At 58.6% G+C, this 12,056-nt stretch carries 14 protein-coding genes; 7 read left to right on the forward strand and 7 right to left on the reverse strand.

The features are described 5' to 3' along the window. Window positions 1-4: 4 nt before the first annotated feature. Window positions 5-973, reverse strand: coding sequence for an octaprenyl diphosphate synthase (gene ispB / locus J8Z22_RS01835; RefSeq protein ID WP_028112843.1), 969 nt, complete (start codon window positions 971-973; stop codon window positions 5-7). Between the two features lie 274 nt (window positions 974-1,247). Here ispB and rplU point away from each other — a divergent pair, with 274 nt between their 5' ends. The 7 genes from rplU to J8Z22_RS01870 all read left to right on the forward strand — a co-directional run bounded on the left by rplU (window position 1,248) and on the right by J8Z22_RS01870 (window position 5,465). Beyond that, window positions 1,248-1,559, forward strand: coding sequence for a 50S ribosomal protein L21 (gene rplU, locus J8Z22_RS01840; RefSeq protein WP_028112844.1), 312 nt, complete (start codon window positions 1,248-1,250; stop codon window positions 1,557-1,559). Between the two features lie 16 nt (window positions 1,560-1,575). Continuing rightward, the gene (rpmA, locus tag J8Z22_RS01845; protein WP_028112845.1) at window positions 1,576-1,833 is read left to right on the forward strand and encodes a 50S ribosomal protein L27; all 258 of its coding nucleotides are present in this window, start codon (window positions 1,576-1,578) and stop codon (window positions 1,831-1,833) included. A 148-nt stretch (window positions 1,834-1,981) separates the two neighbouring features. Next, entirely contained in the window at window positions 1,982-3,145 is a 1,164-nt protein-coding gene (gene cgtA, locus J8Z22_RS01850; protein ID WP_028112846.1) for an Obg family GTPase CgtA, read from the forward strand. Window positions 3,146-3,280: 135 nt separating this feature from the next. Beyond that, on the forward strand, window positions 3,281-3,988 hold the full coding sequence (locus J8Z22_RS01855) for a threonine/serine exporter family protein (protein ID WP_051252633.1): 708 nt from the start codon (window positions 3,281-3,283) through the stop codon (window positions 3,986-3,988). Further along, window positions 3,985-4,446: a threonine/serine exporter family protein gene (locus J8Z22_RS01860; protein WP_028112848.1), complete on the forward strand. Its 462-nt coding sequence runs from the start codon at window positions 3,985-3,987 to the stop codon at window positions 4,444-4,446. The genes J8Z22_RS01855 and J8Z22_RS01860 overlap by 4 nt, the downstream gene beginning before the upstream one ends. A 9-nt stretch (window positions 4,447-4,455) precedes the next feature. Continuing rightward, a complete protein-coding gene (gene folA / locus J8Z22_RS01865; RefSeq protein ID WP_252010436.1) occupies window positions 4,456-4,953 on the forward strand; it encodes a type 3 dihydrofolate reductase in 498 nt (165 codons plus the stop codon). Between the two features lie 122 nt (window positions 4,954-5,075). Continuing rightward, the gene (locus J8Z22_RS01870; RefSeq protein WP_028112850.1) at window positions 5,076-5,465 is read left to right on the forward strand and encodes a DUF3718 domain-containing protein; all 390 of its coding nucleotides are present in this window, start codon (window positions 5,076-5,078) and stop codon (window positions 5,463-5,465) included. A gap of 106 nt (window positions 5,466-5,571) precedes the next feature. Here the strand turns inward: J8Z22_RS01870 and J8Z22_RS01875 are convergent, their stop codons facing one another. The 6 genes from J8Z22_RS01875 to surA all read right to left on the reverse strand — a co-directional run bounded on the left by J8Z22_RS01875 (window position 5,572) and on the right by surA (window position 12,018). Then, window positions 5,572-7,596 carry a methyl-accepting chemotaxis protein gene (locus J8Z22_RS01875; protein ID WP_028112851.1) on the reverse strand — a complete coding sequence of 675 codons (2,025 nt, stop codon included), beginning with the start codon at window positions 7,594-7,596 and terminating at the stop codon, window positions 5,572-5,574. 143 nt (window positions 7,597-7,739) lie between these two features. After that, window positions 7,740-8,561: a symmetrical bis(5'-nucleosyl)-tetraphosphatase gene (locus tag J8Z22_RS01880; protein WP_252008485.1), complete on the reverse strand. Its 822-nt coding sequence runs from the start codon at window positions 8,559-8,561 to the stop codon at window positions 7,740-7,742. Window positions 8,562-8,563: 2 nt separating this feature from the next. After that, window positions 8,564-8,944 (reverse strand): Co2+/Mg2+ efflux protein ApaG, encoded by a 381-nt coding sequence (apaG, locus tag J8Z22_RS01885; RefSeq protein WP_028112853.1) that lies wholly within the window; start codon window positions 8,942-8,944, stop codon window positions 8,564-8,566. Window positions 8,945-8,948: 4 nt separating this feature from the next. Continuing rightward, window positions 8,949-9,749, reverse strand: a complete 801-nt coding sequence (rsmA, locus tag J8Z22_RS01890) for a 16S rRNA (adenine(1518)-N(6)/adenine(1519)-N(6))-dimethyltransferase RsmA (RefSeq protein ID WP_028112854.1) — start codon at window positions 9,747-9,749, stop codon at window positions 8,949-8,951. Then, the gene (pdxA, locus tag J8Z22_RS01895; RefSeq protein ID WP_028112855.1) at window positions 9,746-10,732 is read right to left on the reverse strand and encodes a 4-hydroxythreonine-4-phosphate dehydrogenase PdxA; all 987 of its coding nucleotides are present in this window, start codon (window positions 10,730-10,732) and stop codon (window positions 9,746-9,748) included. Before pdxA ends, rsmA begins: the two co-directional genes overlap by 4 nt. Further along, entirely contained in the window at window positions 10,729-12,018 is a 1,290-nt protein-coding gene (gene surA / locus J8Z22_RS01900) for a peptidylprolyl isomerase SurA (RefSeq protein ID WP_028112856.1), read from the reverse strand. The genes pdxA and surA overlap by 4 nt, the downstream gene beginning before the upstream one ends. Window positions 12,019-12,056 lie beyond the last annotated feature (38 nt).

Consider the following 12,056-nt stretch of genomic DNA (forward strand, 5'->3'; position numbering starts at 1 on the left):
TCTCTTAGCTGCGGCGGTCCACGGCGATGCGGGCCAGGGATTCCAGCGCGGTTTTGGCCGGGCTGTCCTTGAGGGCCGCCAGGGCGGCAATGGCCTTGTCGGCTTCCTCGTTGGCGCGCTGCATGGTGTACTCCAGGGCACCACAGTGGTGCAGGGCCTTGAGAATCGGATCGATCTCTTCGGTGCCGCCGTTCTCGATGGCGGCGCGGATCATCTGCTTCTCGGTGTCGTTGCCCTTCTCCATGGTGTAGATCAGCGGCAGCGTCGGTTTGCCTTCGGCCAGATCGTCACCGATGTTCTTACCCAGCTCGTCGGCTTCGGCGGTGTAATCCAGCACGTCGTCCACCAACTGGAAGGCGGTGCCCAGATAGCGGCCGTAATCGGCCAGGGCGTCGCAGATGGCCGGATCCTGCTCCGCCACCACGGCGGCAAGGCCGGTGGCGGCCTCAAACAGCTTGGCGGTTTTGCAGTAGATCACCTGCATGTAATTTTCTTCGGTGGTGTCGGGATCGTTGCAGTTCATCAACTGCATCACTTCCCCTTCTGCCAGTACGTTGGTGGCCTCGGCCAGCCCTTCCAGCACCTTCTGGCTCTTCATCTCGGTCATCATCTGGAATGAACGGGTGTAGAGGAAGTCACCCACCAGCACACTGGCCTGATTGCCGAACAGGGCGTTGGCGGTTTCACGGCCGCGGCGCATGGTGGACTCGTCCACCACGTCATCGTGCAGCAGCGTCGAAGTGTGGATAAATTCGATGATGGCCGCCAGGCGAATGTGGTTGTCGCCTTGGTAATCTACCGATTGGGCTGCCAGCAGGGTCAACAGTGGCCGCATGCGTTTGCCGCCCCCGTTGATGATGTAGAAGGACAACTGGTTAATCAGTACTACGTCAGAGTGCAACTGGTCGTAGATCATCTGGTTGACCAACTTCATGTCGTTGTCGGCCAATTGGCGGATGGCGTTCAGGTCCATAATTTATCCGGCTTTGGGCTGCCAAAATCGGCAGCTGTAAGTATAATGTGCTCAGTATGGAAGCGAATTCTACCCAAATTCCGCAATCATAACAGCAGCATTTAGCGATTCATTGCGGTGATCCTCAAAATGGTCGGATCCTTTTGCGATCTTTTTCATCGTAGTGCTTGCCTGTTTTGTGTCCTTGGCGTAGAATGCCCGCCCATTGTCAACAAGTTTTAAGCCACACCCTGACCCCATAAGGCGCGGTCGGCGTGTGAAGCGGAGTTTTACTATGTACGCGGTTTTCCAAAGTGGTGGTAAGCAACACCGTGTTAGCGAAGGCCAGACTCTTCGTCTGGAGAAGCTAGACGTTGAAACCGGCAGCACCATTGAATTTGATAAAGTTCTTCTGGTTGCTAACGGTGAAGACGTAAAGGTTGGTGTTCCTTATGTTGATGGCAGCAAGATTGTTGCTGAAGTTGTGACTCACGGTCGTGGCGATAAAGTTAAGATCGTTAAGTTCCGTCGTCGTAAGCATCATCGTAAGCAGATGGGCCACCGTCAGTGGTTCACTGAAGTTAAGATCACTGGCATCAACGCTTAATCGGAGTTACTGAGAAATGGCACACAAAAAAGCTGGCGGTTCTACTCGTAACGGCCGCGATTCAGAAAGCAAACGCCTTGGTGTAAAGCGTTTCGGTGGTGAGTCTGTACTGGCTGGTAACATCATCGTTCGTCAACGTGGTACTAAATTCCACGCGGGTACCAACGTAGGCATCGGTAAAGATCACACTCTGTTTGCAACTGCAGACGGTAAAGTGAAATTCGAAGTGAAAGGCAAGCAGAACCGCAAGTTCGTAAGCATCGAAGCCGAGTAAGTCGAAAACCGACCGAATACGAAGCCCCGCCAATGGCGGGGCTTTTTGCGTAATACAGATACCTTCTGAGCCACCGCAGGGCTGTTGCCTTCGCGGCCTGGGCGATCCCAAGGTATACTAGAAACAGATTTTCTAACGGGTTAAAGCGATGAAATTTGTAGATGAGGTGCTGATCCGGGTTGAAGCCGGAGACGGCGGTAGCGGCATTGTGAGTTTTCGCCGTGAAAAGTACATCCCTAAAGGCGGCCCTGATGGTGGTGACGGTGGCGATGGCGGCGACGTCTTTCTGATCGCCGATGAGAACCTGAACACCCTCATCGACTATCGCTTTGAACGTTGTCACCGGGCGCTGCGCGGCACCAACGGCAAGAGTGCCGATTGCACCGGCAAGCGCGGTGAAGACAAGATTCTGCCTGTGCCTGTGGGCACCCGGGCGCTGGATTCAGAAACTGGCGAACTGGTGGGGGATCTGACCACCCACGGTCAGAAACTGCTGGTGGCCAAAGGCGGTTATCACGGCCTGGGTAACACGCGCTTCAAGAGCTCGGTTAACCGCACGCCGCGGCAGAAGACCCTGGGCACCCCGGGTGAGCACCGTGAACTGAAGCTGGAGCTGTTGCTGCTGGCGGACGTGGGCATGTTAGGGCTGCCTAATGCCGGTAAGTCCACCTTCATTCGGGCGGTGTCTGCCGCCAAGCCGAAAGTGGCCGACTACCCCTTCACCACTCTGATCCCGAACCTGGGTGTGGTGCGGGCCAACATGTCCGAAAGCTTCGTGATTGCCGACATTCCCGGTCTGATCGAAGGCGCCTCCGATGGCGCCGGCCTTGGGGTGCGCTTCCTTAAGCACCTGGAACGCTGCCGGGTGCTGGTGCACCTGATCGACGTTGCCCCCATCGATGAAAGCGATCCTGTGGAGGGCGCCAAGGCGATCATCAACGAGCTGCAAAGCTACTCACCGAAACTGGCGGACAAGCCGCGGGTGCTGGTGCTGAACAAGCTCGACCTGGTGTTGGAAGAGGAGCGTGACGCCTTGGTGGCCAGCATCGTTGACGGCCTGGGCTGGGAAGGCGAGGTTCGCACCATCAGTGCCATCTCCCGCACCGGCACCGATTCTCTGGTAAAAGAGTTGATGGAGATCATTAACGCGTTGCCGAAAGAGGAAGAGAATCAGGTGGACGACGCCGAAGTGGAATTCAAGTGGGAACAACACCACAAGGATCAGATGCAGCAGCCGGTCGTGGAAGACGACGACTGGGACGATGACTGGGACGACGACGATTACGATGTCGAAGTGGTATACCAGCGCTGATCGTTGATGATTCACAATTAAGGGGCCCCGTTGCCCCTTTTTGCTGCCTGTAACAGACGTTTTTGGGGAGAAACGAGTTTGGAGATAGCACAGCAAAATGAGGTCACCCGCCTGGCGGTGCGGGCGGCTCAGTTAATGCTGGCCTGGGGGGCGGAGAGTGAGCTGGTGGAAGACATCGGCCAGCGACTGGGGATTGCCCTGGGGGCGGAGAGCGTGGAGCTGTCCATCTCCTCCAATTCGCTGGTGATGACCACCCTGTTTCGTCAGCGTTGTGTCACCACCACCCGGCGGCTGCGGGATCATGGCCTCAACATGGCCATGGTGTGCGAGGTGCAGCGCATCTGCGTCATGGCCGAGAAGGGACTGCTGGACATCGAGCAGGTGGGCAGCAAGCTGCGTAACCTGACTCCCTGGAGCTGGAACCCCTGGTTGGTGGTGGCCATCATCGGCCCCTCCTGCGGCAGTTTTGCCCATCTGTTTGGTGCCGACGATACCGCGGTGCTGTTGACCGTGCTGGCCTCTTGCATCGGCATGGTGGTGCGCCAGCAACTGGCCAAACGCCATTTCAACCTGTTGATCAACTGGGCGTCGACCGCCTTTGTTACCACCCTGGTGGCCAGGCTGGCGGCCATGGTGTGGCCAACCCCGGACGCCGAAGTGGCGATGGCGGCGGCGGTGTTGATGCTGGTGCCTGGCTTTCCGCTGCTCAATGCCATCAGTGACATGGTCAAGGGCCATTACAACGTCGGCCTGGCGCGCTGGGGCCAGGCGACGTTGATGACCGCCTCGGCGGCCATCGGCATTACCCTGGCGATGCAACTCACCGGGATGGGCTGGTTATGAATCTGATCCAGTTACTGATTAATGGTGCCTACGCCGCCGTTCCCGCCGTAGGCTTTGCCATGGTGTTTAACGTCCCCGGTCGTTTCCTGTGGCGCTGCGCCCTGGCCGGTGCGGTCGGCCATATGTTGCGGGCGGTGTGCATGCACTGGGGGGCGCCCATTGAGTGGGCCACGTTTGCGGCGGCCGTTGCGGTCGGCGGCCTGTCTACCTTATGGTCGCGACAAACATTGGCGCCGATGCAGTTGTTCGGCGTGGCGGCGATCATTCCGATGATTCCCGGCACCTTTGCCTTTAACACCGTCATCGGCCTGGTGGAGATGAGTGCCATCGGCGTGACCGATGCGACTCTGATGCCGGTGGTGTATAACGCCTTGAAAACCATCTTTATACTGGGGGCGCTGAGCGTTGGCCTGGCGATGCCGAGCCTGTTGCTGTTTCGCACCAAATCAATCATTTAGGGACTCATGATGCGTATCTCAATGATCGCCTGTATGGCGGCCGATCGGGTGATCGGCAAGGACAACCAGATGCCCTGGCACCTGCCGGCGGATCTGAAGCATTTCAAAGCGGTGACCATGGGTAAGCCGGTGGTGATGGGACGGCGCACCTATGAGTCCATTGGCCGGCCATTGCCCGGCCGCCACAACGTGGTGATCAGTCGTCGCCCGGACTATCGACCCGAGGGCGTCAGCGTGGTGACCAGCATCGAGGCGGCGCTGGCCCTGCTTGAGTCTGAGGAGGAGCTGATGATCATCGGCGGCGGCCAGCTGTATTCGAGCCTGATGGCGCGGGCAGATCGCTTGTACCTGACTCTGGCGCAGATGCAGGTAGAGGGCGACACTCGTTTTCCCGATTATAATTCAGAGGCTTGGCAGGAGGTTGAGCGACAGATCCACCCTGCCGATGAGCGCAATTGCTGTGATCTGCATTTCGTTACCTTAGAGCGAATTGTGAGCGACGTTTAATCCATCGATTTTTGTTATGACATCTCCCTTGTTCAATTTGAATCGTTCAGGTCTTACGGTATCCTGTCGCTGTTAGCTAAAGGTAACCGGATATAACGATAAGTAACAAGGAGTGGCAAAAAATGAAAACAAGATTGAGTCTGGTGGCAACAGGTGCCCTGGCGTTGAGCCTGGCATGGGTAGCCCCGGTTCAAGCTAACGACCAGCTGATTGCCAATATTTGTCAGTACGTTCAAGCCGACAATAAAAGCCGTTTGCGCAAGAAACTGAAAGAGTCCCGCATCAAGGTGCGCACCATCTACGACGGCATTAAGTGCAATGGCGAAAGCATGATTCGCAGTGCCATGACCAACAATGCCGATGGCGTAGGGGTGTTTCTGGTGAAGAAACTGTCGGCGGCCCAATTGAAGGCCAAAGAGCAGGATGGCCAGAGCGTGTTGGAGTGGGCCAGTGCCCACGGCCATGGTGACAGCACCATCGTCAGCGCCATCAACGATCGCATCGGCGGCTGATCCTTTCCCTCTGTACTTTGAAAGGGCGACTTCGGTCGCTCTTTTTTGATCTGGAACCGCGAACAAAAAAGGCGGCCAGTGGCCGCCTGATTGTGTTGAGCGTGGATCAGGACACCTTGAACTCCCGAACCTGCTGCTGCAACTCTTCCGCTAACTGGGCCACCTGCTGGCTTGAGGAGGCGGTTTGCACCGCCCCGGACGAGGTCTGTTCGGAGATGGTGGCGATCTGTTCCAGTTTCTCGGAGATGGTTTGCGACACCGTGTTCTGCTCACTGGCCGCCTGGGAGATCTGATTGCCGGCGTTGACCACTCGACCCATGGAGTCGCTGATGGCTTCCAGGGCGGCGTTGGCCTCTTCGGTGGTGGTCACACTGCGCTGAGCCTGCTCCTGGCTCTGCTGCATCACTCGCTCCGCTTCCTTGGCGCCAGCCTGAACCACCTCGATCATCTGTTGAATCTCGGTGGTGGACTCCTGAGTCCGTGAAGCTAGCGAGCGCACCTCGTCGGCCACCACGGCAAAGCCACGGCCCTGTTCGCCAGCCCGGGCTGCCTCGATGGCGGCATTCAATGCCAGCAGGTTAGTCTGCTCGGCGATGCCGCGAATCACGTCCAGAATGCTGCCGATGGCGGCGGTGTCGCTGTTGAGTTTGTTGATGACGCCGGCGGCTTGCTCTACCTCATTGGCCAGGGTCTGAATCAGCTGGCCGTTGGTTTCCGACAGTGTCCGGGCCTGACGGGTTTCGTCGTCGGCTTGCTGGGTTTCACCCAGGGCGTCGTTGGCGTTGGTGGCCACCTGATTGGCGGAGCTGGACAGTTCATTGGTGGCACTGGCCACCTGATCGATCTGGCTGGATTGCTCCTGAATGCCCGAGGTGGTCTGGGCGGTTACTGCGGAGGTTTCCTCGGCGGCGGCGGCCAGTTGGTCGGCCCGCTCCAGAATCGAGCGAATCAGTTCTCTGAGGCTGTCGGACAGGGCATTGATGTTGCGGGCCAGGCGGCCAAACTCATCCTGGCTGTCGATCTCGATCCGCTTGGTCAGGTCGCCACCGGCCAATACCGCCAACGCCTCGTTGACGTGGGCCAGAGGCCGGGTGATGGAGCGGACGGTAACCACGCTGATGAAGGTGGCGACCACGATGGACAGCAGCATCACCGCCAGGGTCTCGGTGCGGGTAGATTGCAGCGAATCGATGGCCAGGTCACCGGTTTCGGTGTTGATGGTCGCCAGCCGCTGTTGCAGGTCCTGGCTGATGGCCATCAGTGCCTGATAGTGACGCTGGCTGCTGGCCAGTTGGGCATCGATGGACTGAATCAGGCGCAGGTTTTCCGCCTGCAGCTGGATCAGGCTTTGTTCGGAGGTGAGCTGGTCGGTCATCAGCGTCAGGTAGTCGGTCAGTTCGGTCACCAGTTCCTGCTGACCGACCTCGGCGGCGTCTTTCTTGAGGGATTCGATGCGGTAGTCGACACTGCGCAGCAGGAATTCGGTTTCTTGCCTCAGGGTGTCGAGATCGGCACTGGTGCTGATCTTGTCCATCTCCAGGGCGATGGACACCATGCTGGCCACGGCGGTATCCAGGTTGTTGGCTTCGCCGGCCATCTGCTGTTCGATGCGATTGTCAGAGGCTTCCAGATCCATGATGTCCAGCAGAATCGAGCTGGCATCATCGCCGGCGGTTTCCATCTCTTCCACCAGTTCGGCCAGGTTGGCCCGTTGGGTGACCAGGCTGCGCTTGTCGGTCAGCATCTGCTGCCAGCTGCGCTGGAACTGCTGGTACTGCTGCTCACTGTCGCCGGTGTTGAGGGCGAAGCTTTGGCGACTGCTCAGCAGAGTCACCAGCTCCTGGTAACGGCGCTGAAACTCGGAGTCCAGGGTGTTGAGGCCAGATTCTGCCTGAGTCAGGCGGCTGGTGTCGGTGGTGTTGTACGCCGACTGGATGTCGATGTACTGGTTATTGAGGTTCTGAGTAATTTCGTTGACCTTATCCTTGGCCGGTACCGAGAAGCTCTGGAACACACGGGTGTGTTCTTCGACGTTGTTGATGCTGGCCAGAGACAGGCCGCCCAGTATCAGCAACAGCAGGGTGACGAACGTGAAGCCGCCAATAACGCGCAGCGAGACCGTTAGTTTCATTGTTAGTATTGTCCTTAGCTTAATTTTCCCCCATTCGAAATCATGGTATCAAGCTGAAGGCGGGTTTGCAGTAAATAGTTACGGTTCTGAGGTCGGGAAAACCGAACCGATATTCGATTGACCTTTGACCAAATTTTGACGATTTAACCCCAGCTGCGATGGGCGTGTTCGATGTAACGGGTGTCGTTTTCCAGGCACCAGAACGTCAGCCAGTGGCCCCAACAGGCGCCGGTATCCAGGCTGATGGCGTTGGCATGGCGGGTGCGTCCCATCAGGGCGGCCCAGTGGCCGAACACGATGCGATAACGATCCAGCAGCGGGTGGGGGTGGCTGAACCAGGGCAGCAGCTCGCCTTCACCGTCGGGGCCGCCTGCCTTGCTGTAGAAATCCAGTCGGCCATCGGGGTGGAGCAGCCGCATCCGGGTCAGGCAGTTGATGGTGTAGGTCAGGCGCTGATAGTCATCGCCGTTGGGATCCCAGTGGTCCGGCTTATCGCCGTACATCTGGGCGATGAAGTCCAGGTAGTTGTCCGACTGCAGGGTGCGGCTGACCTCGGCGGACTGGTGCAGCACGGTGTCCAGATCCCACTGAGGCGGCACCCCGGCGTGGGTCATCAACAGTCGGTGCTCCGGCAGGTGGCAGTGCAGCGGTTGCTGGCGCAGCCATTGAATCAACTGGTCGCACTCGGCGGAGTCCAGCAACTCCTGTTGGCGATCCTTGGGTTTGGGTCGTTTGAGGCCGGCGTGGACCGCAAACAGGTGCAGATCGTGGTTGCCCAGCACGGTGCGACCGGCATCGCCGAGTTGGCGAAACAACTGCAGCACCTGCAGCGACCCCGGCCCGCGGGCCACCAGGTCACCGGTAGACCAGAGCACGTCGTGGTCCGGGTCAAAGCTGACCTTGTCCATTAGCCGACGCAACTCGTCGTAGCAACCCTGAATGTCACCGACAAAGTAGTTGGCCATGCTTAATGCAGACTCCGGGGTTTACGCAGTGGAAAGCGGTCGATGGGGCTCTGCAGCACTTCGCCGTTATCACTGAGCAGGGTGTAGAAGCCGGTCATGCTGCCTACCGGTGTCGCCAGGGCCACCGAACTGCTGTACTCAAAGCGCTCCCCCGGCGCCAGGGTCGGTGTCTGTCCCACCACCCCTTCGCCGCTGACCTTATTCAGACTGCCGTTGCCGTCGGTGATCTGCCAATGGCGGTGGGTCAGGGTCAGCGCCTGTTCGTGGCGATTTTCCAGGGTCACTGTGTATTGAAACAGGTAGTGCTGCTGGTCCGGATCGGATTGAGATTCAATGTACTGACACTGAACCTCAACCTTGAGGGGGGCGAGTCGGCTGGGCATCAGCTTATTTGCGGCACAGGTAGTTGGCGATGGCCACGAATCCGGAAACCGGCAACTGTTCAGGCCGCAGGGTCGGGTCGATGCCAATGGCGGCAAAGGCGTCGTCGTCCAGCTGGCCCTTGAAGCTGTTTCTCAAGGTCTTGCGGCGTTGGTTGAAGGCGGTCAGGCACACCTTGCTGAGCACCTCGACCTTGTCCACCGGGTAGGGCTTGACGGTGTGTGGCACCAGGCGCACCACGGCAGAATCCACCTTCGGCGGCGGGGTAAAGGCGCCAGGGCCCACTTCCAGTACCGGGACAGCCTTGCAGTAGTATTGGGCCATGACCGTCAGGCGGCCATAGTTCTTGTGACCCGGGCCGGCACACAGTCGCTGCACCACCTCTTTCTGCAACATGAAGTGCATGTTTTCCAGATGCTCGGCGTACTCGAACAGGTGGAACATCAGCGGCGTGGAGATGTTGTACGGCAGGTTGCCGAAGATCTTCATCTTTTTGCCCGGTTCAATCAGGCTGGAGAAATCGAACTTCAGGGCATCGCCCTGGTTGATCTTCAGCTTCTTGCCCCAGCCGGGTTGCTCGGTCAGGCGGGCAGCCAGATCCCGGTCCAGTTCGACCACGTTCAGGCAGTCCACCTGTTCGGCGACCGGTTGGGTGAGGGCGCCCAGACCCGGACCAATCTCGACCAGAGTGTGGTCGTTGGTGGGGTGAATGGCAGCGACGATGCGGTCGATGACCGTCATGTCGTGGAGGAAGTTTTGGCCGAAGCGCTTACGGGCGCGGTGGCCCATATGAACATTGTTGCTCATCGATTGTGGTTACTTGTCAGTTCAATTGCTTTATTCAGGGCGACGACGAAACTGCCGGAATCGGCCTGGCCAGTGCCAGCCAGATCCAGGGCGGTGCCGTGGTCGACGGAGGTGCGGATAAAGGGCAATCCCAAGGTAATGTTGAGGGATTTTCCAAATCCTTTGTATTTTAGCACTGGCAGGCCCTGATCGTGATACATCGACAGCACCACATCGCAGTTTTCCAGGTATTTGGGTTGGAACAGGGTGTCTGCGGGCAGGGGACCGATCAGGTTCATGCCTTCGGCTCGGAGTAGATTCAGAGTCGGTTCAATGACTTCGATCTCCTCTTTGCCCAGATGGCCGCCTTCGCCTGCATGGGGGTTGAGGCCACACACCAGGATGCGCGGATCCGCCAGGCCGAACTTGTCCTGCAGATCCCGGTGCAGAATCCGGGTGACCTGCTCCAGTCGCTGCGGGGTGATCGCCTTGGACACGTACGCCAGCGGAATGTGGGTGGTCACCAGCGCCACCTGCAGGCCTTCGGTGGCCAGCACCATGACCACGTCCTGACAGTTGGCCTGCTGGGCAAAGTACTCGGTGTGACCGGAGAAGGGGATGCCCGCCTGGTTGATGATGCCTTTGTGGACCGGGCCGGTGACCACGGCGGCGAAATCGCCGCTCATGTTCTTCTCGCTGGAAAACTTGAGGGTGTCCACCACGTAGCTGCTGTTCTTGTCGTTCAGCTCGCCACATTTAACCGGTGCATTGACTGAAAATGGCGCGATGGTCAGGGTGCCCGCCTGCTGTGGCTGGGCGGCCTTACCGGGCTGATAGGGCTGCAGCTTGATCGGCAGCCCCAGCATTTTTGCCCGCTCAATAATCAGGTCAGGGTCGGCGCAGACCACCAGTTCAACCGGCCAGTCCTGCTGAGCCAGTTGCACCACCAGGTCCGGGCCGATGCCGGCGGGTTCCCCCGGGGTTACCGCGATACGTACGGTCATTTAGTCTCCACAACTTCGATGTAGGCTTTGGCCCGCATCTCCTGAGACCAGGCGTTGGCCTGTTCATTGAATTTACGACGGAACAGCAGTTGATAGGCGCGGTCGCTGTTCATCTTGGCGGTGGTATCGGTGGTGCGGCGCTCCAGCAGTTGCACCACGTGCCAGCCGTGGGTCGAGCGGAAGGGCTGGCTGTATTCGCCTTGCTTCAGCGACGCCAGGGTGTCTTTGAACGCCGGCACGTACATGCTGGGATCGGCCCAGCCCAGGTCACCGCCTTTGACGGCGCTGCCCGGATCTTCCGAGTATTGCTTGGCCAGATCGGCAAAGTCGGCGTCGCCATCGCGCACCTGCTTGAGGAAGTCATCCAGCATCTGCTTGGCCATGTCTTCGCTCAGGATCGGTGACGGCTTCAACAGGATGTGACGGGAGTGAACCTCGTCCACTTCCTGAATCTGCTGACCGCGGGTGTCCAGAATCTTGATGATGTGGAAACCGGCGCCGCTTTTTACCGGGCCGATGATGTCGCCGGCTTTGCGGCCGCGCACCAGCTCGGCAAACAGGGTTGGCATCTCGTTGACGTTCATCCAGCCCCAGTTACCGCCTTCCAGGGCCTTAGGGCCGGAGGATGCGGAGATGGCGGTCTTGGCAAAATCGGCGTCATCGTTCAGCAGTGCCAGTACCTTATCGGCACGGGTACGGGCTTCTTCCACTGCCTTGGGAGTGTCATTGGCGACACTGATCAGGATGTGGCCCATGTTGAATTCGGTGCTTTGCAGGCCCTGGTCTTCAATCATCTTCACCAGTGCGTCGATCTCCTGAGGAGACACCTGCACACGGCGCTGAACCTGTACCCGCTGCACCTGGCCGAGAATGATCTCGCGACGGATGTTTTCCCGGTACTGGGCGTAGTTGTCGCCGCCGGCTTCCACTTCCGCTTTCATCTGCTCCAGAGTCAGATCCTGATCCTTGGCCATGTTTTCCAGGGTCTGATCCAGCTGAATGTCGCTGATGACCATGCCCATGCGATCCGCCATCTGCATCTGCAGGCTCTCATTGATCAGGCGATCGATCACCTGAGTGCGTAAGGCGGTGTCGGAGGGAAGGGCTTGTCCGCTTTGCAGCGCCGAGCGTTTGATGTTCTCGACCCGTTCGTCGATCTCACTTTCCAGAATAATGCCGTCGTTAACCAATACGGCGACGCGATCCAAGAGCTGTGGCTGTGCCAGCGCGGATCCTGCCATGGCGAACGCCGCCACGGCACTAATAATCAAATTGCGAACCTTCATCCTTCATCCATTTTTTTCGGTGCAGTTATCGCTTAGAG

Origin of the sequence: Ferrimonas sp. SCSIO 43195, from assembly GCF_023716685.1 — a bacterium.
GTDB classification, from domain to species: domain Bacteria; phylum Pseudomonadota; class Gammaproteobacteria; order Enterobacterales; family Shewanellaceae; genus Ferrimonas; species Ferrimonas kyonanensis.

What these genes read in the sequence shown, in the direction of transcription:
- ispB (WP_028112843.1), bottom strand. Translation starts at nt 973, where the DNA reads ATGGACCTGAACGCCATCCGCCAATTGGCCGACAACGACATGAAGTTG.
- rplU (WP_028112844.1), top strand. Translation starts at nt 1,248, where the DNA reads ATGTACGCGGTTTTCCAAAGTGGTGGTAAGCAACACCGTGTTAGCGAA.
- rpmA (WP_028112845.1), top strand. Translation starts at nt 1,576, where the DNA reads ATGGCACACAAAAAAGCTGGCGGTTCTACTCGTAACGGCCGCGATTCA.
- cgtA (WP_028112846.1), top strand. Translation starts at nt 1,982, where the DNA reads ATGAAATTTGTAGATGAGGTGCTGATCCGGGTTGAAGCCGGAGACGGC.
- J8Z22_RS01855 (WP_051252633.1), top strand. Translation starts at nt 3,281, where the DNA reads ATGCTGGCCTGGGGGGCGGAGAGTGAGCTGGTGGAAGACATCGGCCAG.
- J8Z22_RS01860 (WP_028112848.1), top strand. Translation starts at nt 3,985, where the DNA reads ATGAATCTGATCCAGTTACTGATTAATGGTGCCTACGCCGCCGTTCCC.
- folA (WP_252010436.1), top strand. Translation starts at nt 4,456, where the DNA reads ATGCGTATCTCAATGATCGCCTGTATGGCGGCCGATCGGGTGATCGGC.
- J8Z22_RS01870 (WP_028112850.1), top strand. Translation starts at nt 5,076, where the DNA reads ATGAAAACAAGATTGAGTCTGGTGGCAACAGGTGCCCTGGCGTTGAGC.
- J8Z22_RS01875 (WP_028112851.1), bottom strand. Translation starts at nt 7,596, where the DNA reads ATGAAACTAACGGTCTCGCTGCGCGTTATTGGCGGCTTCACGTTCGTC.
- J8Z22_RS01880 (WP_252008485.1), bottom strand. Translation starts at nt 8,561, where the DNA reads ATGGCCAACTACTTTGTCGGTGACATTCAGGGTTGCTACGACGAGTTG.
- apaG (WP_028112853.1), bottom strand. Translation starts at nt 8,944, where the DNA reads ATGCCCAGCCGACTCGCCCCCCTCAAGGTTGAGGTTCAGTGTCAGTAC.
- rsmA (WP_028112854.1), bottom strand. Translation starts at nt 9,749, where the DNA reads ATGAGCAACAATGTTCATATGGGCCACCGCGCCCGTAAGCGCTTCGGC.
- pdxA (WP_028112855.1), bottom strand. Translation starts at nt 10,732, where the DNA reads ATGACCGTACGTATCGCGGTAACCCCGGGGGAACCCGCCGGCATCGGC.
- surA (WP_028112856.1), bottom strand. Translation starts at nt 12,018, where the DNA reads ATGAAGGTTCGCAATTTGATTATTAGTGCCGTGGCGGCGTTCGCCATG.